18 protein-coding genes are annotated in these 20,124 nt (G+C 34.2%); 10 read left to right on the forward strand and 8 right to left on the reverse strand.

What is annotated here, in order from left to right:
• Nucleotides 1–10: 10 nt before the first annotated feature.
• Nucleotides 11–1,060: an A/G-specific adenine glycosylase gene (gene mutY, locus P177_RS18405; RefSeq protein ID WP_036157166.1), complete on the reverse strand. Its 1,050-nt coding sequence runs from the start codon at nt 1,058–1,060 to the stop codon at nt 11–13.
• 127 nt (nt 1,061–1,187) lie between these two features.
• On the opposite strand from mutY, the gene P177_RS18410 reads away from it, so the two are divergent.
• From P177_RS18410 to P177_RS18430, 5 genes are all read left to right on the forward strand, one after another.
• Nucleotides 1,188–1,478, forward strand: a complete 291-nt coding sequence (locus tag P177_RS18410; RefSeq protein ID WP_027065813.1) for an HU family DNA-binding protein — start codon at nt 1,188–1,190, stop codon at nt 1,476–1,478.
• Nucleotides 1,479–1,736: 258 nt separating this feature from the next.
• The gene (locus tag P177_RS18415) at nt 1,737–3,284 is read left to right on the forward strand and encodes an Rne/Rng family ribonuclease (RefSeq protein ID WP_036158795.1); all 1,548 of its coding nucleotides are present in this window, start codon (nt 1,737–1,739) and stop codon (nt 3,282–3,284) included.
• Nucleotides 3,285–3,373: 89 nt separating this feature from the next.
• Nucleotides 3,374–4,561, forward strand: a complete 1,188-nt coding sequence (locus tag P177_RS18420; protein WP_036157168.1) for a hypothetical protein — start codon at nt 3,374–3,376, stop codon at nt 4,559–4,561.
• Between the two features lie 128 nt (nt 4,562–4,689).
• On the forward strand, nt 4,690–5,499 hold the full coding sequence (locus P177_RS18425; protein WP_036157170.1) for a DUF3667 domain-containing protein: 810 nt from the start codon (nt 4,690–4,692) through the stop codon (nt 5,497–5,499).
• 26 nt (nt 5,500–5,525) lie between these two features.
• Nucleotides 5,526–6,002: a regulatory protein RecX gene (locus tag P177_RS18430; protein ID WP_036157172.1), complete on the forward strand. Its 477-nt coding sequence runs from the start codon at nt 5,526–5,528 to the stop codon at nt 6,000–6,002.
• Here the strand turns inward: P177_RS18430 and P177_RS18435 are convergent.
• From P177_RS18435 to bioA, 4 genes are all read right to left on the reverse strand, one after another.
• Nucleotides 5,999–6,859: a cupin-like domain-containing protein gene (locus tag P177_RS18435; protein ID WP_036157174.1), complete on the reverse strand. Its 861-nt coding sequence runs from the start codon at nt 6,857–6,859 to the stop codon at nt 5,999–6,001. The genes P177_RS18430 and P177_RS18435 overlap by 4 nt on opposite strands.
• 77 nt (nt 6,860–6,936) lie before the next feature.
• A complete protein-coding gene (bioB, locus tag P177_RS18440) occupies nt 6,937–8,031 on the reverse strand; it encodes a biotin synthase BioB (RefSeq protein ID WP_036157176.1) in 1,095 nt (364 codons plus the stop codon).
• A 102-nt stretch (nt 8,032–8,133) separates the two neighbouring features.
• Nucleotides 8,134–9,345, reverse strand: coding sequence for a beta-ketoacyl synthase N-terminal-like domain-containing protein (locus P177_RS18445; protein ID WP_036157178.1), 1,212 nt, complete (start codon nt 9,343–9,345; stop codon nt 8,134–8,136).
• Between the two features lie 8 nt (nt 9,346–9,353).
• A complete protein-coding gene (gene bioA, locus P177_RS18450; protein WP_036157181.1) occupies nt 9,354–10,628 on the reverse strand; it encodes an adenosylmethionine--8-amino-7-oxononanoate transaminase in 1,275 nt (424 codons plus the stop codon).
• Nucleotides 10,629–10,736: 108 nt separating this feature from the next.
• Between bioA and P177_RS18455 the strand changes: the two genes are divergently transcribed.
• Nucleotides 10,737–12,173, forward strand: a complete 1,437-nt coding sequence (locus tag P177_RS18455) for an ArnT family glycosyltransferase (protein WP_245233065.1) — start codon at nt 10,737–10,739, stop codon at nt 12,171–12,173.
• On the opposite strand, the gene bioD is transcribed toward P177_RS18455, so the two are convergent.
• From bioD to P177_RS18470, 3 genes are read right to left on the reverse strand one after another with little or no spacing between them, the layout of a single operon-like run.
• A complete protein-coding gene (gene bioD / locus P177_RS18460; protein WP_036157185.1) occupies nt 12,168–12,785 on the reverse strand; it encodes a dethiobiotin synthase in 618 nt (205 codons plus the stop codon). The genes P177_RS18455 and bioD overlap by 6 nt on opposite strands.
• A 6-nt stretch (nt 12,786–12,791) precedes the next feature.
• The gene (locus tag P177_RS18465) at nt 12,792–13,175 is read right to left on the reverse strand and encodes a putative signal transducing protein (RefSeq protein ID WP_036157187.1); all 384 of its coding nucleotides are present in this window, start codon (nt 13,173–13,175) and stop codon (nt 12,792–12,794) included.
• Nucleotides 13,176–13,180: 5 nt separating this feature from the next.
• On the reverse strand, nt 13,181–14,338 hold the full coding sequence (locus tag P177_RS18470) for an aminotransferase class I/II-fold pyridoxal phosphate-dependent enzyme (RefSeq protein ID WP_036157190.1): 1,158 nt from the start codon (nt 14,336–14,338) through the stop codon (nt 13,181–13,183).
• Nucleotides 14,339–14,644: 306 nt separating this feature from the next.
• Here P177_RS18470 and P177_RS19560 point away from each other — a divergent pair, with 306 nt between their 5' ends.
• The 4 genes from P177_RS19560 to P177_RS18495 all read left to right on the forward strand — a co-directional run bounded on the left by P177_RS19560 (nt 14,645) and on the right by P177_RS18495 (nt 20,115).
• Nucleotides 14,645–17,299, forward strand: a complete 2,655-nt coding sequence (locus P177_RS19560) for a PAS domain S-box protein (RefSeq protein WP_051941913.1) — start codon at nt 14,645–14,647, stop codon at nt 17,297–17,299.
• Nucleotides 17,296–17,706 carry a response regulator gene (locus tag P177_RS18485; protein ID WP_051941914.1) on the forward strand — a complete coding sequence of 137 codons (411 nt, stop codon included), beginning with the start codon at nt 17,296–17,298 and terminating at the stop codon, nt 17,704–17,706. The genes P177_RS19560 and P177_RS18485 overlap by 4 nt, the downstream gene beginning before the upstream one ends.
• Before the next feature lie 75 nt (nt 17,707–17,781).
• Nucleotides 17,782–19,581, forward strand: a complete 1,800-nt coding sequence (locus P177_RS18490) for a M61 family metallopeptidase (protein ID WP_036157191.1) — start codon at nt 17,782–17,784, stop codon at nt 19,579–19,581.
• On the forward strand, nt 19,582–20,115 hold the full coding sequence (locus tag P177_RS18495) for a GNAT family N-acetyltransferase (RefSeq protein ID WP_036157193.1): 534 nt from the start codon (nt 19,582–19,584) through the stop codon (nt 20,113–20,115).
• Nucleotides 20,116–20,124: the final 9 nt, after the last annotated feature.

A 20,124-nucleotide genomic window follows, 5' to 3' on the forward strand; every position in this document is an offset into this window, starting at 1 on the left:
TTCAAAAGTACTAAAATTTAAATGCTTTGATAAAATCTGCAATTAAAACCGGTACCGGAAAATCGGTTATTTTTTCAACCGGAATCATGTCATTGAAATTGTCATTCGTATAGACCAACCAAAACTTTGTATGTAAATGTTGATGTGATAATTTATGTACTACAGCATTCTCATTGAAACATAGAACTTCATTAGCATCTATATCATTTAGCGCTTCTTTATACCTTATAGTAATATCCTCTATTTCTAATACCTCTTTTGATTCTAACAAAGGAAACTGCCATAAGTTTTGCCAAATGCCTTTGCCCGTTCTTTGATTTAGACTTGTAAATTGATTCCCATCAGTATCCTTATATATAGGTATAAGATAATTGAAGTACCTATTTCGCACTTTTGTCTTTTTTAACTTAACCGGCAAGGCATCTACCAAGCCTTTTTCTAAGGCAACACAACTATCATTTAAAGGACAAAGTAAACATAAAGGTTTTTTTGGCGAGCATTGTATTGCCCCAAACTCCATAATACCTTGATTATAATCTCGAATATTAGCAGGATCCATTACTTTTTGGGCCAAGCTTTTAAAATATTTGACACCACTAGTACTATTAATAGGTGTATCTATACCATAATATCTAGCGAGCACTCTATATACATTTCCATCAACTACCGCCTGTGGTTCGTTAAAACATATAGACGAAATAGCACTAGCAGTGTAGTCACCCACCCCTTTTAGTGTTAAAAGTTTCTTATAGTTATCAGGAAACTTACCTTCATACTCCTTAACGACCATTTTTGCAGCGGCATGAAGATTTCTAGCTCTTGAATAATAACCAAGCCCTTGCCAAAGTTTTAACACCTGTTCTTCTTTAGCACTCGCAAGATCGTTAACAGTTGGGAAATTTGCTACAAAACTCAAGTAATACGGGGTTCCCTGAGCCACACGTGTTTGTTGCAATATAATTTCCGATAGCCATATTTTGTATGGATCAGAGGTCTCGCGCCATGGTAAACTGCGCTTATTTTGATGATACCAATCTAAAATTTTACCCGAAAATGACATGCTCTTTGATACTAAGTTATAAAAGTAGCAGTTTATACACTTAAAATTAACCCATTAGAAAGAAAGATTGAATTTAATTTATATATTTGCAACCCGAAAAAACATACAGAAAATCTAATATTGAAAGATGACGAAAGCGGAAATTGTATCGAAGATCTCAGATAAGCTGGGAATTGAAAAAGGAGATGTACAGGCAACTGTTGAATCTTTTATGGAAGAGGTAAAAACATCATTAGAAAGTGGTGATAATGTTTACCTAAGAGGTTTTGGTAGTTTTATCATTAAAACTAGAGCCGAAAAAACCGGTAGAAATATTTCCAAAAACACAACTATTAAAATACCCGCTCACAACATTCCAGCATTTAAACCTGCCAAGGTTTTTGTAGAAGGAGTTAAGAGCAACGTACACGTAAAATAATTAACTTAAAAAAAGAACTTTATGCCAAGCGGTAAAAAAAGAAAGAGACATAAGGTAGCTACACACAAGCGCAAGAAGCGTAGAAGAGCTAACCGACACAAGAAAAAGTAGTTTTATAACTACTTTTTCTTTTTAAAATACGTTCATTGACATAGAGATCCAAAATTTGGATTTCGGCAGATACATATGTATTTGTCTATGGTATTGTTTAATCAGTTCGTTACCTGTTTTTTAGGTGAACGACAAAAAAATATTCAGGTGAATAGAGAATTAATCGTAAGATCTAGTTCCCAATCTGTTGACTTTGCCTTGCTAAAGGACGGAAAACTCACTGAACTACATAAAGAGGAAAACAGTAACGACTTTTCTGTTGGCGATATATTTCTTGCCAAAATCAGAAAACCGGTTACCGGTTTAAATGCGGCGTTTGTAAACGTTGGTTATGAAAAAGATGCATTCTTGCATTATCATGACCTTGGCCCGCAGTTATCTTCTATGCTTAAGTTCATTAAACAAGTGAGCACAGGAAAACTAAAGGATTACACTTTAGAAAATTTCCCGTTCGAGACCGATATTGACAAAAACGGTATTATTACCGATGTTATAAAAGCGAACCAATCATTATTGGTTCAAATTGTAAAAGAACCTATATCTACTAAAGGACCAAGAATTAGTTCTGAGCTATCAATAGCTGGGCGTTACTTGGTAATGGTTCCTTTTTCTGATCGTGTATCCGTATCTCAAAAGATAGGTAGCAAAGAAGAGAAAGACAGGTTAAAAAGACTCGTTAGAAGCATTAAACCCAAAGGTTTTGGTGTTATCATTAGAACAGTTGCAGAGGGACAAAAAGTCGCAGAACTGGACAAAGATCTAGAAAACTTGCTGAACAAATGGACAGCAATGTGTAAAAAATTACATCGTGCTCAAACACCATCAAAAGTATTTGTAGAACTCAATAGAGCATCTTCTATATTAAGAGATGTATTCAATGATAGTTTTACAGGAATACATGTGGATGACACCACCTTATTTAATGAAATTAAGGATTATGTGGCAGAGATCGCTCCAGAAAAAGAGAGCATCGTAAAGCACTATAACACCAACGTACCTATTTTTGAAAAGTTTGGTATTGAAAGACAGATTAAAACGTCTTTTGGCCGTACTGCAGCTATGAGCAAAGGAGCCTATTTAATTATAGAGCATACTGAAGCACTTCATGTTATAGACGTTAATAGTGGTAATAGATCAAACAAAGCTAAAAATCAAGAAGATACTGCCTTAGAGGTAAATCTTTTATCCGCTTCTGAAATTGCAAGACAACTACGTCTTCGTGATATGGGCGGAATTATAGTGGTAGATTTTATCGATATGGTAAAACCACAACATAGAAAAAGGCTTTTTGAACATCTTAGAGATGAGATGAAAGATGATCGTGCCAAACATAAAATACTACCTCCTAGTAAATTTGGTTTAATTCAGATTACCCGACAAAGGGTACGACCTGAAATGAATATTAAAACAACTGAAGAGGACCCTAACAATGCAGGGAAACAGGTGGAAGCACCTATTGTTTTAATAGATAAAATTACAGCGGACCTTGAAAAACTTCTTAAAGGCCCTAAAAAGGACAGCAGTATAACTTTAAATATACATCCCTTTATAGCAGCCTATATTACAAAAGGTTTTCCATCAATGAGAACAAAATGGTTCTTAGAGTACAAAAAATGGATTAAAATTCAACCGCGGGATGCGTATACGTATCTAGAATACCGTTTTAAAAACAAAGACGGCAAAACAATATATTAATGAAAAAAGCGATTTCCTTAAGGAGTCGCTTTTTTTGTTGCCAAAAATGAATGAAGCATATTAACTAATCTTAACCATTTCAATTGAAGATGAAAAAATATCTATCTGTGTTACTATTGACTTTTTTGAGTTTCAACACCTTTGCCCAAATTACCTTTGAACCAGGATATATTATTAATAATTCCGGAGAAAAGATAAATTGCCTTATTAAGAACAATGGCTGGAAAAACAACCCAACAAAATTTGAATATAAAATTGACTCTAATGCTGAAGTTCAAGAAGGTGGAATCTACAACATAGCCGAATTCTCTATTGAAAACGGAAAAAAGTATATAAGAAAAGACACAAAAATAGATAGGTCTAAGTCGATTCTTAAAAGATTAAGCAAGATAAAAGAAGCTGAATTCACCCAAGAAACCTTATTTCTTGAACAGCTAGCCGAAGGTGATGCAAATTTATTTTATTATGAAGACAGTAATCTAATAAGATTCTTTTACAACTTAAACAACGCTTCTACAACACAATTAATTTATAAAAAGTATCTCACAGAAAACAATCGTATTGGAGAGAATACTGAATATAAAAAACAATTGTGGGATGACTTAAAATGCGGAAATTTATCTCTTAATGATGTAAAATCTACTGATTATAGAAAATCTGAATTACTTTCGTTTTTTACCTTATACAATAAATGCAAGAATCCTAACTATGTAAACTCTACCACCTCACAAAACAACAATAAAAACGTATTTAATTTAGGCATACGTGCTGGTTTAAATTCTGCCTCTGTGGATTTTAAGTCGCCTCAATCAAGTACTAATTTTGAACTTGAAAACAACTCAAGTATAAGGTTTGGTGTCGAACTTGAAGCTGTATTACCATTTAATAAAAATAAATGGTCTTTGTTTATTCAACCTATGTATCAAAGCTTTGATGGTAAAGAACAATTAGAGTTTCAAAAAGTTTCGGTAGACTATAAATCAATTGAAACATCTATTGGAGTTAGGCATTACTTTTTTCTTAATTCAGACTCCAGAATATTTATAAATACAGCATTTCAAATAGATACAGCTTTAGATTCAAAAATAGATTTCGAATCTAGTAGTGATTTTGAAATTAAACCAAGAACTTCATTTAATTTTGGACTAGGTTTTGCTCGCAAAAATGCTAGCATTAAATTAAACTACAACCCTAGAAGAGCATTACTTAGTAACTATGCAGCTATTTCGTCTGATTACAAAGTGCTTTCTATAGTACTTGGCTATAACTTTTTATAAGAGGTAATAGTTTAAAGTAGATTTGTATTTTACTAATATAAAAAACCAAGCGACTCTAAACAGAGTCGCTTTTTTTGTTTTAGGTTTTTATGTATTTTAACCATCAATTTCCTAACCAACCAAAGTAAATGTCCTGCAAAAACTGCTCTTCAACTCTAGTAAACTATTCTTTATTTTGTAATCAATGTGGTGCTAAAATTGTTAATGATAGATTAACTATAAAAGGACTAGCCACCGACCTTTCGAATAATCTTCTTGGCTGGGACAATAAATTTTTCTTTACCATAAAAAACTTATTATTAAGACCCCATGTTGTCTTCAGAGAATATCTTGGCGGCACAAGAAAGCGCTATATGAATCCTTTTACCATTCTAGGATTAACAACTGCTATAGCCATATTTTTATTCAATTTTTTCGCGGATCAATACCTAGCTCTCAACCTAGAATCAAGTAAGCAATCAATTTCCATAATGTCAAATATGATGGAGAAACAAATAGGAGATAGTTTTGACAAAGTAGCATATGAAAAAGAAGTCCTAGAAATTAATACTAATGCAAGTTCATTCATGCTCAAGTATTTCAACTTGTTAGTAATTTTATTAATGCCACTTTACACCTATATGGCTTTTCTTGTTTACCGAAAACCCTATAATTATGCGGAACATTTGATAATTAACTCTTACATACAAAGCATTTCTTTTATAGTTACATCAATAATCTTTACAATTTCAGTTTTTACATCGCCATCTGTTTATCTTATAACAGTATTCTTTTTAGTTTTTTATTATACATACGCTTATGGAAAACTTTACAATTTAAGCGTTGCAGAATCAATTCTTAAAGTTTTACTATTTATGGCTATTCTTGCAGGGACTTTAATTATATTTTTTATTTTGTCCATTGGTTTTGGATATATTCTTGCAGCATTATCGTCTTAATTTTAAATACTATCTAAATTTCTAATTTGAACGAAAAAACTAAAGGCTACACTGTTCAGGAAGCTACTAAAAAAATAGAAAGCTACTGTGCTTACCAAGATCGCTGCCATAAAGAAGTAGTTTCAAAATTGAAAGACATGGGTATGATCCCATTAGCAGTCGATACCATTATTGCCCAACTTATTGAAGACCGGTTTTTAAACGAAGAACGCTTTGCAAAGAGTTTTGCTCGTGGCAAATTCAACATTAAAAAATGGGGAAAAAATAGAATTGTCAGAGAACTGAAATTCAGAAATATTTCTAAATACAATATTACTACTGCCTTAAAAGAAATTGAACCTGAAGCATACCTAACTACTTTAGATGATTTAGCTCATAAAAGATTGCAGCAAATTACCGAAACCAATATTCAAAAGCGTAGAAAAAAACTAGCCGATTATTTATTATACAGAGGCTGGGAAAGTCACTTGGTTTATGAGAAATTAAGGGAATTGATTCCTTAAGCTTTTAACGTACTATTCGTTCTAGAAATAGCCTTTTCATTTTTCCAATCTATCCAATCTTGCCCTTTTAGCTTTCGCATAAGCACATCATAATAACGCATTATAAGAATATTATACGATGCTTTCGCCAAGTTTTTGGGATTACGCGCCAATGCACGTAAACTCATTGAGAAGCCCGGAGTATTGTATTTCATATAATGCCAATAACCTTCTGGCATATATAAAACTTCTCCATGAGAGAGGGTTGTTTTAAATCCGTTTGCATTTTTTAATGCCGGCCACTTGTCATAATCCGGATTTGAGAAATCTATGCTCTCATGGGTAATTAACGAATGTGGTACCTTATATAGATTTTCCGTTTCTGACTGCGGAAACAGCACTACCTCTTTTTCTCCATCGAAATGAAAGTGAAATATATTCGCCAAATCAATATCGTAATGCATAAAAGTGTAAGAGTCACGTCCGCCAAAAAACATCATTGGCACCCCTTTTAAAAGTCTTAATCCGAAATCAGGAAACTTATAATCCTTTTGCAGTGCTGGTACTTCCTTCAAAATATTCCAAAGAAATATTCTATACTTGGTAGGCTCTTTCTTCAATAAATCCACATATGCCGACATTTTCATTTTGGCATGCGGTTCATTGAAACCATCTTTATGCTGCACAGGTCTATCATCATATAAAGGCACCGTGATATCACCAGCTATTTCCTTAATATAATCTAGATTCCACTTTTTAAAAGCAGGCCAATCTTCAATAGCCTGTTCTAACACAACAGGCTTTTGAGGTTTAAAGTAATCTTTAATAAAGTGCTCCTTGGTAATATGTTTTACCCTTGGAATATCTGCTAACTTCAATTACACATGGTTTTTTAGGGAAAACAAAGGTAATTAACGTTAAGAAAATAATTTCTTAAAAATGTAATAATGTAGTATTATTCAACAATTTTGGCTTTTTGCTTCGCAGTTTCATTACGCTCAATAGAATGACCGGGTCTAGACCATTTTGGTTTTTCACCTAAAGATTCAATCTGAGAATCTTCTGCTTCTACAGTTTTAGGTTGTGATACCTTTGTAAATGGCTTTTGCGGATTTAGACCTAACATTTTAAACATCGCCATATCTTCATTTACATCAGGATTTGGAGTCGTCAATAACTTATCGCCTGCAAAAATAGAATTGGCACCGGCAAAGAAACACATTGCCTGTCCTTCTCTACTCATTTCCGTACGACCTGCAGATAAACGTACCTGCGTCTCTGGCATTACTATTCTTGTAGTAGCTACCATACGGATCATATCCCATATAGAAACTGGCTCTATATCTTCCATAGGTGTACCTTCTACGGCAACCAATGCATTAATTGGCACTGATTCCGGTTGCGGATTCAATGATGTCAAAGCAACTAACATACCTGCTCTATCTTCCAATGCTTCACCCATCCCAATAATACCACCGCTACAAACGGTTACATTACTTTTACGAACATTTTCAATAGTATCTAAACGATCCTCAAAGGCACGTGTAGAAATAACATCTTTATAATAATCTTCTGAAGTATCTAAATTGTGGTTGTAAGCGTATAAACCTGCCTCTGCCAAACGTTTTGCCTGATTCTCTGTAATCATACCTAACGTACAGCAAACCTCCATATCAAGCTTGTTAATGGTACGTACCATTTCTAATACTTGATCAAATTCAGGTCCGTCTTTTACGTTTCTCCACGCAGCACCCATACATACACGAGAACTACCAGATGCTTTTGCTCTTAGCGCCTGAGCTTTTACCTGAGAAACAGCCATAAGATCGTTACCCTCAATATCCGTGTGATAACGTGCTGCTTGCGGACAATAGCCACAATCTTCTGGACAACCACCTGTTTTAATAGAAAGCAATGTAGAAACTTGTACCGTATTGGGATCATGATTTTTCCTGTGTACGGTTGCAGCTTCATAAAGTAGCTCCATTAAAGGCTTGTTGTATATTTCTAGGATTTCTTCTTTTGACCAATTATGTCTTGCTTTGCTCATATAATCTTAGGTTGTTACCAGGGTTCAAAAATAACGGAATTTATACTGAAAAAATAATTGGATGTTTTTAAAATAATAACTTACCGCGTTGTCTAAAGTTGATTATTCATTTTTACATATCAAAATACTTACCGCATTTCCACCAAAACCTACAGCATTTACCAGTATTTTTTTAAGATTACTATTCGTAGATTCTGATGCTACAAAAGGTACTGAAATCATCTTGTTATGCTGCAACATTAAAATCGCTAATTCTAGATTTAGCATTCCGGATGTAGCGAACGTATGACCTATCTTCCATTTATTAGTGGTCAATTGAGGCATATTTTCACCAAATATATCTTTAATGGCATTAAATTCTGATGAGTCTCCTTTTATAGTACCTGGCGCATGCATTACAATAGCATCTACCTCAGCAGGATTTAAATTACCCAAAGCCATTTTCATGGATTTTTGAAAGCAAACGGCGTTCGCGGAAATGGAAGTATTATGTTTTAATATTTCCGTAGCAAACCCTACGCCTTCAATCACTGCTAAAGCATTTTCTACAATACCCGTTTCTAAACACGCCACCGAGGCTGCTTCACCTAATATCATGGTATTGTAATGTTTTTCCATGTTTAATGCTTGGCAAGGATAACTTCGGCTACGCTCAGTTACCACTAAGTTATCGACTACTGAATCTGTATTCGACTCAGGTGCTTTTGCATAAATCTTTAATGCCTTCATTTGGGCAATGGTGAAATTGGTCAATGGAGCTTCACTGGCACCCACCAAAAATTTAGTTGACATACCACTTGTTAGCCACGCCACTCCATTCAATACCGAATGTAAGCCTGTGGAACAAGTAATGGAATGTGATATTTCTGGACCTGTGGCTCCTAAATCATGCGATACCCATGATGATATATTACCAAGTGTGGTAGTAGGTGAACTTAATGTAGATGAAATACCAGTATCCAAAAATTCAGCATGATATTCTTCAAACAACTTTGTAGCCCCTCTAGAAGAGCCCATGTTAATACCGAATTCAGCTGTATTTTCCCAACCAGATTGCTTCACCGCCATTCTTGAAGCTACCATTGCAAATAACACACTGTCATCTAATTTTCTGTATTTACTATCAGACTCCCTTAGTTCTTCTACTAGTAATCTTGCAGATGTAGATAAGGGTGCCGCCCAAGTTTCAGAACCATTTATTTCTGATAAAGAAAAGTAATGATCATCGTTCTGATATGATTGCCAAGCTTCTTCTAACGTACTACCTAAAGGTGACATTGAAGCTATTGCTGTTATGGATATTTTTTCTTTCAAATTCTAATCTAAAATGTATCTAAAGCCTCAGTGATTGCGTCGTAAATCTTCTGAAGTTGAATATCTGTAATTACGTAAGGTGGTAACGTATAAATAGTATTACCTAAAGGTCTTAACAACACCCCTCTTTCCAAAAAGAAATTATAAAGTTCGTCTCGCAAGCTACCATAACGTTCCATTTTTATTTCAAGGTCTATGGCAAGAATAGCACCCATTACCCTAACCTCTTTTACTTTTTTATGATTCTGAATTTTGCTAGCATATGCGTTATGAGCATTTTCAATATAGTTTCTTCTTTCTATAATTTCTGGTGAATTTAAAAGTTCAATTCCTGCCAAAGCAGCTGCACAACCTAAAGGATGCGCGCTAAAAGTATGCGCATGAAAAAAACCTTTATGCACCTCATCACTAAGAAAACGGTCATAAATTTTCTGTGAACAACTGGTAATACTCAAAGGAAACATACCAGCCGTTAAAGCCTTACTTAGACAAATAATATCAGGCTTGTTCGATAAATGATCCGATGCAAAGTTCTTTCCTGTTTTACCAAAACCGGTCATTATTTCATCGGCAATACATAACACCTCATGTTTTTGACATAGACTTATTAAAGCATCTAATCCTTCTGCAGAATGAAATTTCATACCGGCAGCTCCTTGTACTAAAGGTTCAAAAACAAATGCCGCACAATCATTTTCATCTAAAATTTTAGAAAGCGTGGTTTTTACCTCTTCAATATTATCTTCTTGCGGAACAGGTATTCGCACCACTTTTAACAGGAAATCTTCAAACGGACCGTTATAAGATGACAGACCGGATGCACTCATAGCTCCGAATGTATCGCCATGAAAACCATCTTCAAAAGCAATTAACGTATCTCTTTTCTCCCCATTATTATGAAAATATTGAAGCGACATTTTTATCGCAGCTTCAATAGCGGTAGAACCATTATCGTTGAAGAATAGCTTTGCTTGATTATCCGGCAAAATGGCCATTAATTTTTCTGATAATTCTATTGCCGGCTCGTGCGTAAGACCACTGAACATTACAAAATCTAACTTCTGCATTTGCTGGCTCATTGCCGAGATTATATCATCATTTGCATGACCATACATTACGGTATACCAAGATGCAATACCATCAATATATTCTTTTCCTTCCTCATCAAACAATAAAGCACCCTTTGCCCTAGTTATTGGTAACTGTGGTTTACCCAACTTATGCTGGGTCAATGGATGCCATAAATATTTTTTATCTCGACTAGATAGATTTTCCACTTTCATAGAATTTATAATTCTTCATTTTATCTATCTTGCAAAGATCGGGAAATAAATTGCAATAAATAGATGCCTCTAGAAAGAAACAAAAATGCCTTTTTAAATTTTTCCCAAATGAAAAATACTACTGTATTTCTCATTCTTTCTTTAATCACCTTTTTTATACGATTTCCCTTCTTCTTTAGAGATTACATAGATCGCGATGAAAGCACGTTTATACTATTAGGGCAATCTTGGGCAAATGGTTTTCTACCCTACACACAATTATGGGATTTGAAGCCACCGCTAACTTTTGCATTCTTTGCCGCAATTATTTCTGTTTTCGGTAAAAGTTTTGTCGCCATTAGGTTTGCCGGCGCTCTTCTAGTGGCTATTACTACCTATTTCACTTACAAAATTTCATTAAAAACCATATCTAAAAAAGCCTCTATAATAGTTGGGATATGCTGCATTTTTCTACTAAGTTTATTTGGTAGTCTACAAGGTGTAATGTCCGAACATATTTGTATTGCGCTTTTTGTGCCAGCCATTTATCTTTTGCAAACTAAAAAGTCTCTCGGTTATATTTTCTTTGCAGGACTATTAATGGGTGCAACTGTTATGGTAAAATTAAACATGGCTTTTCCCATTCTATTCATTGGTATATTCTTGACATATGAGGCTATTTTTAAAAAGACAAGCGTATCTCTGTTTCATGTTTTACTATTTGGAACGGGTGTTATCACAGTAATTTTAGCGACTATTGTACCATACTTTATAACCGATCAAACTTATATCTGGTGGGAGTCTGTAGTATTGGCACCATTAGAATATACCGGAGCAAGAAGATATTCTATTTTTAAACTGTCACCTATTTTCGTCATTACAGGACTTTTTATTCTTTATGCCTACAAAAATAAAAAGCTCGATTTTAAAAACAGAACCGTACAACTGCTATTAATTGCCATGATCGGTGTATTATTCTCTTTTGCAAAAGGAGGAAGAATCAACGGTCATTACCTTATTCAATTGCATCCCATGTTACTTATTCTGGTTGCGATAGTTAGCTACAACTTAGTAATACAGTACAAACCTAAACTACCAGTTTATGCCGCATTTATCGCATTATTGATACCCGCTGAAAGTTATCTGGAATATGTGAACGTTTTACAAAATAAATTTGAAAAGGGCACATTCTTCAATGGAGAAGGCTTTGCTGCACCGCAGTATATTTTAGAACATAATTTAGATACCGAAAACATAATGTTTTTTGAGTATCATATTGGCTATTGGAATTTAGACACTTTACCACCTACAACTGCTTCTACTCACCCAAGTAATATTTGTAGAAATGAATTATTTACCTTTTACGGTAATCCTAGAAAAAACTCTGTTGAAGAAATTAAATATATCATGCATGAATTACGACCCCAAACAGTGGTTATTCGAAAAGAAAAGCGAATTTTCGATAAAAAAGAAGTTGAGGAAAACGAATATATAGACGCCTATTTAGCTAAAAATTATAAAGTAATTGCTACAGTAGACAATGCCCAAATTTTACAGCGACTATAAGGTTCTTAAAACACCTTGAAATTTATCGGCATATTTTTTAATGACCTCTTTGGTGAATTCCTTTTCTTCATCAACCCTACCAATTAGAGATACACCGGTCTTTTGAAGAATAATATCTTCTGTATACTTATTTTCTTCACCGCTAAAAATCACCGCCACTTCATACCCTTTGTGCAACAACCAGTTTATTGTCAATAATGAGTGATTGATACTACCTAGATAATTTCTAGAAACCACTACAACTTTATAATCTGGCATAATAATATCGAACATGGTATCTTCCTCATTTAACGGTACCAGAATTCCACCCGAACCTTCAATGACCAAATCATTAGCCGTTTCTGGCTCATTAATATGAAATCTATCAATTCTAATACCTTCTATCTCAGCCGCTGCATGCGGACTCATTGGTAATTTTAAATTATAACTACTTGGGTGAAATTTAGAGGTATCATTAGAAATAAGTGCTTTCACTTTATCAGTGTCCGTATTTTCTAAATCACCAGCTTGTACAGGCTTCCAATAATCTGCGTTTAATGCTTCGGTAAAAATTGCAGATGCTATAGTTTTACCAACCTCAGTTGAAATTCCTGTTACAAATATCTTTTGCATTCTATTTTAGTTTGAATTAGTGATCATTCCACAATTTAGGCACTTATATTTTCTTTTCTCAAAAAAAGGGAAAAGTTTATAAAATACCCCCTTACTGTTATAATACGGTTCAGATTTCTGAGCTTTACAATTAGGGCAAATGATGGGGTTACCCTCAATATCCACAGCATAAGCCCTAATTTCGTCATAAATTGCAATTGCCCTTTCTTTATCTTTTGAATACACCTGCAATTTAACTCCGCCAATTGCATTACTTATAAGTGGGTCAGAATTTAAAGTATTTTCATCCCTAAGAAATACCGGTATACCCTCAGACTCCAATTTACCTTTAACAATCTGTACATCGGCAACATACTCAAATGAAGCCAGCTGATAAAATTTATCTTTCATCCTATTTAAATAAAACTAGCCAATAATTTCACCAACAAGCCTATTTCCTCTTTAGAATTATAGCTATGTAAGCATATTCTTAATCTTTCTTGACCTTCTGGAACGGTAGGCGAAAGAATTGCTTTTATATTGAAACCTTTGTCCATTAGTTTATTAGAAACTTGTTTTGCCTTCTTTGAACCAGGAATAACACAACCCTGTATAGCCGTATCACTCTTTATAAAGTGCTGTTCTATTTTATGCGCACCTAACTGCTTTTTAAAAAACTGAACATTCTCACTCAACAATCTTTTGGGCTCTTTTCTTAAATCTTCAATATGCTCATGAGCAGTAATAATCGTTGCTAAAGTATGGGGCGTTAATGCTGTGGTATAAATGAACGGTTTTGCAAAATTCACCAAATAATCCTTTAAATCATTAGAACCCAGAACTGCTGCCCCATGACAACCATATGCTTTACCAAAAGTTACCGTTCTTGCGAAAACATCTTTCTCAAGTTTTAATTCAGGTATTAATCCTTCTCCGATTTTTCCCAATACACCAACAGCATGTGCTTCATCGACTATTAAATTATAACCATTAGACTTTGCATATTTTGCAAAAGCTTTTAAATCTGGCGTATCTCCATCCATAGAGAAAACACTTTCAGTAACAATGTAAACAGTACTATCTTTTTGTTCGTTTCTGGCCGTATTTAAATCCACTTTCTCTTTTAAGCTTGATAAATCATTATGCAAAAAACCATATGCTTTTGCATGGCTCATTCGTATACCTTCTCGTATACTGGCGTGAACATATTCATCGTAAAACACTAAATCCCCTCTTTGGGGCAAAGCACTAAACAGCCCCATATTAGCATCATAACCAGAATTAAATACCAATGCAGCATCAGATTTATAAAAATTAGCCAACAACGGTTCTAATTTGTTGTACAATTTATGATTGCCAGAAAGCAACCTAGATCCTCCAGATCCATTTGATGCTACACTTTCAGTAAGTAACAATTGAAAGGTTTTAGAGAACAAAGTTTCATTTATTGCAAAACCTAAATAATCATTAGAAAGAAAATCAATTAAACCTTCTATAGAATGTAACGTGCGAAAAGTTTCTTCTTTTTTACGAGCTGCTAAAACACACTGTAATTTTTTGGGCAGTTGGGTCATATCACAAAAATAGCCTTTCTATGAAATGATTTTAAACGAATTAACGATTTCCTGAAAATATTCTAAGAGTTTTCCATAATTAACGAGAGTAATTCATTTGAATCTCAAAATAGTTGCAAAATTTGTTTTATGAATCTGATTAATAACTATTTACGAAATCATAAAATTCTCATAACCTCGATAAAAAATTAAACAATATGACTAAAGAACAAAGTTATATCTTATTTTTGCGTCTTTTTTTGGAGAAATTTCCTACTTTGATATTAAAGTGTTAAATTAAGTACATATCTTATTGCTTAGATAATAATGAAAGGGAGTAATATTTTAGATACAAATAGGTTAAAAACATTGATGTCATTCGATGTTATGGATACACATCCTGAGGCTATCTATGATGAAATTACATCATTGGCCGCATCTATCTGCAACACCCCTTCAAGCTTAATCTCATTGGTTGATGATAAAAGACAATTCTTTAAATCTCATTTCGGATTAAATAGTACCGGTACACCTATTCAGGATTCTTTCTGCAAGCATGTTATTAGTGATAATGTTGATATATTGATTGTAGAAAACACTCACAATGACAAACGATTTTACGATAATAACCTTGTAAAAGGTGATCCAAATATTGGTTTTTATGCCGGTGCCTCTTTAACCACAGAAAACGGTCATAGACTTGGTACACTTTGTGTAATAGATTACGAACCTAGACAACTTAATGAAAATCAGCTAGAAGGACTACAAACTCTTGCTAAACAAGTAGTTCATTTATTTGAATTACGAAAGTCTAAAAAGATAGAAATAGACCAAAAACTAGACCTAGAGAGAAAAGGCAAATTATTGGATAACATTGTTTCTGCAACAGGTATAGGTATATGGGAACGTAATCTTGCCAGTGACAGCTTAAGTCTAAATGACCAAGGACTTAAAATATTTAATTTAGACGAACAGGCTTTAAAAGATTTTAAAACCGACGATTGGTTTAGCCGTATTCACCAAGATGATCTACCACAGGTAAAGAAAAAAATGCACGATTGCTTAAATTACCCTTCCGTTGGCTGTAATGTGCAATACCGACTGTTACAAAAGAATGGCAGCTATAAATGGATATATGAAGAAGGAAAGGTGCTGAAATGGAGTGATAACAAAGAACCTTTGTTAATGTATGGAACCATACAAGATGTTACTGAAAAGAAAAGATACACCACTGAGCTTGAAAGGGTTAAAAATAACCAAGACGCAATGATCAACAGTACCAGAGATTTAATGTGGTCTATAGATCTTGATTTTAATCTTATTACTGCAAATACCGCATTTCATGATTTGGTTGAAAAAATTCAAGGACACCCTTTTAAGGAAGGTGACCCTGTATTTTCTGATGCCGTACCAAAACAAGTAACCGACAAATGGAAATCATATTACAAAAGAGCATTAAGCATAGGTAGGTTTTCAGTGAAACAGAAAATTCAAAACCCGAAAAAGTTTTGGACCACTTACGGTCTTACCTCTTTTGACCTCATGTATAATAAAGAAGGGAAAACAACTGGCATTACCTGTTTTTCAAAAGACATAACCTCAGAAGTATTATCGCAACAAGTACTGATCAGTGCTAAAGAAGAAATGCAAAAAATAATGGATACTTCATTAGATATTATTTGTACGCTAGATGAGGAAGGATACTTTTTAAGTGTTAACCAAGCCAGTAAAGCCATTTGGGGGTATCATCCTAAAGATATTATTGGTACTAATTATATTGAACTTGTTCATGAAGATGACAGGCCAGATACAAAAAGTTCTGCCGCCGCTGTTTCTTCTGGAGAAAAAGTGGTGAATTTTGAAAATAGGTATATTCATAAAGACGGGCATATAGTACCCATGCTTTGGTCATCTAATTGGGATGAAAAAGAGGGTATTTATTACTGCATTGCAAGAGATAATACCGAAAAGAAAAAAGCTGAACTACAATTAGAGAACAGCGAACGCCGCTTTAAAACGTTAGTTCAGGAAAGTAGTGACATTATTTCCATTTCAGATTTTGAAGGTAATTTTAAATATGTAAGTCCTAGTTCAACAAAAGTTATTCAGATAAGTCCTGAGGAATTAATTGGCAAAAATGCTTTTGACTTTGTTCACCCAGATGATATTGAACAGGTTGCAAAATCTTTTGATTTAATATCTGAACGAAAATCAGTTCAAATAGCTCCTTTTAGATTTAAAAATAAATTAGGTGAATGGCGATGGTTTATAGCCAATGTATCTAACCAATTAAATGAGCCCTCAATTCAAGGTGTTGTTGTTACATCTCGAGACATACATGAAACTAGAAATGCAAAAGAGCAATTAATACAAAGTGAGCGTCGTTATAAAACTTTAGTTCAAGAAGGCAGTGATATGATCTGCATTATTGACGAAAAGGCAAATTTCTCATATGCCAGCCCTACCTCTACAAAGGTTTTAGAAATTACACCAGAAGAATTTGTTGGCACTAATGCATTCGACTATGTTCACCCAGATGATTATGATACTGTATACAATGAATTCATAAAAATCTTAGATGTACAGCAAGTAAACATTAAACCATTTAGATTTAGACACGGTGCCGGTCATTGGGTATGGTTAGAAACTGCTATCACCAATAAATTTGATGAACCCACAATTAAAGGAATTGTAGTTAATTCAAAAGATGTGACCACCAAAGTGCAGCACTTAAAAGCAATAGAAGAGCAGAATACTCAACTTAAAAAAATTGCATGGACCCAATCCCATATTGTAAGAGCTCCTGTTGCTAGATTAATGGGCTTAGTAGATTTATTGAGAGATGATAAAGAGAAATTAAAAATCGAAGAAAGAGAACAAATTCTTAACTTTATAATTACTTCTGCAGATGAAATTGACCATGTAATTAAAGACATTGTTGAAAATACTATTAATGCTATTGATATAGAAGATATTAAATGAGTTACCAAATATTACTAATTGAGGACGACCCTATATTTACTTTTTTACTCGAAAAAGGTATTAAACATGCCGATTTAAAGGGTGATACAGTTAATTTTTCTAATGGAAAACCTGCAATAGAATTTTTAAAAAACGAATATTCAGACCAGAAAAACTACATCATTTTTCTTGATCTTAATATGCCCGTAATGAACGGTTGGGAATTTATGGATCAGCTAGAATCTTTTGCTTCTACAGATAACTGCATGGTTTTTATCCTTACATCTTCCGCATATAGAAATGATATAGAAAAGCTAAAGAAAAAACCCCTAGTAGTAGATTTTGTTACCAAACCCATTACGGAATTTTTATTAAAAGGAATAAAAGAAAGTATAGATGATAAGTTTGAACAAAACCAGACCATCTAACCCACATTTCAATAATTAAAATATTGTAGATTCATACATGAAATAGCTTCATTATCTTAGCTAAAAAATCTAAGTATGCGCTACCTCTTTATTCTATTATTCTGTGGACTCCAATCTGTTCAATTATTTGCTCAGACCAATTCTTACACTATCTCTTTTGAGAATGCCCAACATCATGAGGCAAATATCTCAGCTACATTTCCAAAAGTGTCATCAGATACTTTATCCCTGAGAATGAGCAGAACATCGCCTGGCAGGTATGCACTTCATGAATTTGCTAAAAACGTATATAGCTTTAAGGCTATAGACAGTGAAGGAAACCATCTGAAGGTCACAAGAACCAACCCGTACGAATGGAAAGTCTCTGGACATGATGGAACAGTAAAAATAGAGTACATTTTATTTGCTAATAGAGCAGACGGCACCTATTCACAGATTAACGAAACTAATGCACACTTAAATATACCGGCTACTTTTATGTATGCCCCATCACTAAGCGAAAGAAAAATCGAGGTAAATTTTAAATCGAGGGAAGACTTAAATTGGAAAATAGCAACTCAATTACCGCAAGTAAGCGGTAATGTCTATAGCGCACCCAATCTATATTATTTTATGGATAGTCCAACGCTGTTAAGCAATCACAAAGTGAGAGAGTTCAAGGTAGATGGGCAAACTATTAAACTAGCCTTATTGGATCCAGCTAATGAAGAAGAAGCCGATGCCTATTTTGAAAAAGTGAAGAAAGTTGTGCTTGCCGAAAAAGCTGTTTTTGGGGAGTTACCTACATTTGATTATGGCACCTATACTTTTCTTGCCTCCTATATGCCAAATGCATCTGGTGACGGTATGGAACATAGAAATTCTACGATTTTAACCAGTACTAGGACTTTGGCAAATGGCGGCATGGATGGTAATATTGGTACGGTTTCTCATGAGTTTTTTCATAGTTGGAACGTTGAACGTATTAGACCAAAATCTTTAGAACCTTTTAATTTTGAAGAAGCTAACATGAGCGGTGAGCTTTGGTTTGCAGAAGGTTTTACCAGCTACTACACCAACCTGATACTTTGCAGAGCAGGATTAATTACACCTAATAAATATGTTGAAGGGTTAACAGGTACTTTCAATTATGTCTGGAATTCACCCGCAAGGCAGTTTTTTAACCCAATTGAAATGAGTAACCAAGCTCCTTTTGTAGATGCGGCAACCTCTGTAGACCCGGTGAATAGAGAGAACACATTTATTTCTTATTATTCTTATGGTAGTGTATTAGGTTTAGCCCTAGACCTTTCTTTAAGAGAGAAAGGTTTAAATCTAGATGATTTCATGAAACTGGTTTGGAATATCTACGGGAAATCTGAAAGTCCATATACCATTGAAAACTTGAATAAAACTTTAAACACCTACGCTGGCGAAGATTTTGGTAATAACTTCTTTAATAGCTTCATCTACAAAAGCGAAATGCCAAGCTATACCGAACTATTTAAAACTGTTGGGGTAAGTTTATCTCAAAACAAAGAGGCTGCTTATTTTGGCGCTGCTGTATCTATAACAGACGATTTAAACGGTAAAATTAGAAGCAATACCAAAATTGGGAGTCCCGCTTATATCGCAGGGCTAGATAAAGATGACATCATTACTGCTATTAATGGCGAAAAATTCCCTAACGGCATACAGTTCATCAAATTCATAGAAAATGAATTTAAGCCAAATGACAAACTTTCAATAAGCTTTTTACGGGATGGTATGGAAAGGAAAACCGAAGTCACCTTGACCGCTGACCCTAACTACACTATTAGTTTGATTGAGAAAAATGAAGAAGCTCCTTCAAAAAAAGTATTAAAAGCCCGCAAAGCTTGGTTAAAAGTTGACTAAATGAATTTGATATATACCACCGCCACCACGAATGAAGAATTAATACAGATTCTTTCTTTACAGCAGATGAATTTGAAATCTTCTGTTTCTAGCGATGAAATGGAAAAAGAAGGTTTCGTTACTGTACACCACACTTTAGATGTACTTACTAGAATGAATAATGCTTGTCCGCATATTATTGCGAAAGATGAAGACAAGGTAGTTGGCTACGCCCTTTCAATGACCGATGACTTTAAAGATGAAATCTCTGTTTTAAGACCTATGTTTACCGAATTAGAAAACGTAAACATTCAAAATTTTATTACTATGGGGCAAATCTGTGTTGCAAAAACCCATAGGAAAATGGGAATTTTCCGCGGACTTTATAATGCTATGAAAATTGCTTCTTACCCAAAATACGATGCCATTATCACTGAGGTTGACGCAACCAACTCCCGCTCTTTAGGCGCACATTACGCCGTAGGATTTGAGAAAATTTGTACTTACAATTCTTTAGGGCAAGATTGGGAATTGATTTCTTTGAAGACTGGTTGATTAAAACAT

The organism is Maribacter forsetii DSM 18668 (assembly GCF_000744105.1).
Lineage (GTDB): Bacteria > Bacteroidota > Bacteroidia > Flavobacteriales > Flavobacteriaceae > Maribacter > Maribacter forsetii.

Coding starts and splice junctions, on each gene's coding strand:
- mutY (WP_036157166.1), bottom strand. CDS start 1,060: ATGTCATTTTCGGGTAAAATTTTAGATTGGTATCATCAAAATAAGCGC.
- P177_RS18410 (WP_027065813.1), top strand. CDS start 1,188: ATGACGAAAGCGGAAATTGTATCGAAGATCTCAGATAAGCTGGGAATT.
- P177_RS18420 (WP_036157168.1), top strand. CDS start 3,374: ATGAAAAAATATCTATCTGTGTTACTATTGACTTTTTTGAGTTTCAAC.
- P177_RS18425 (WP_036157170.1), top strand. CDS start 4,690: ATGTCCTGCAAAAACTGCTCTTCAACTCTAGTAAACTATTCTTTATTT.
- bioB (WP_036157176.1), bottom strand. CDS start 8,031: ATGAGCAAAGCAAGACATAATTGGTCAAAAGAAGAAATCCTAGAAATA.
- bioA (WP_036157181.1), bottom strand. CDS start 10,628: ATGAAAGTGGAAAATCTATCTAGTCGAGATAAAAAATATTTATGGCAT.
- P177_RS18455 (WP_245233065.1), top strand. CDS start 10,737: ATGAAAAATACTACTGTATTTCTCATTCTTTCTTTAATCACCTTTTTT.
- bioD (WP_036157185.1), bottom strand. CDS start 12,785: ATGCAAAAGATATTTGTAACAGGAATTTCAACTGAGGTTGGTAAAACT.
- P177_RS18465 (WP_036157187.1), bottom strand. CDS start 13,175: ATGAAAGATAAATTTTATCAGCTGGCTTCATTTGAGTATGTTGCCGAT.
- P177_RS18470 (WP_036157190.1), bottom strand. CDS start 14,338: ATGACCCAACTGCCCAAAAAATTACAGTGTGTTTTAGCAGCTCGTAAA.
- P177_RS19560 (WP_051941913.1), top strand. CDS start 14,645: ATGAAAGGGAGTAATATTTTAGATACAAATAGGTTAAAAACATTGATG.
- P177_RS18485 (WP_051941914.1), top strand. CDS start 17,296: ATGAGTTACCAAATATTACTAATTGAGGACGACCCTATATTTACTTTT.
- P177_RS18490 (WP_036157191.1), top strand. CDS start 17,782: ATGCGCTACCTCTTTATTCTATTATTCTGTGGACTCCAATCTGTTCAA.
- P177_RS18495 (WP_036157193.1), top strand. CDS start 19,582: ATGAATTTGATATATACCACCGCCACCACGAATGAAGAATTAATACAG.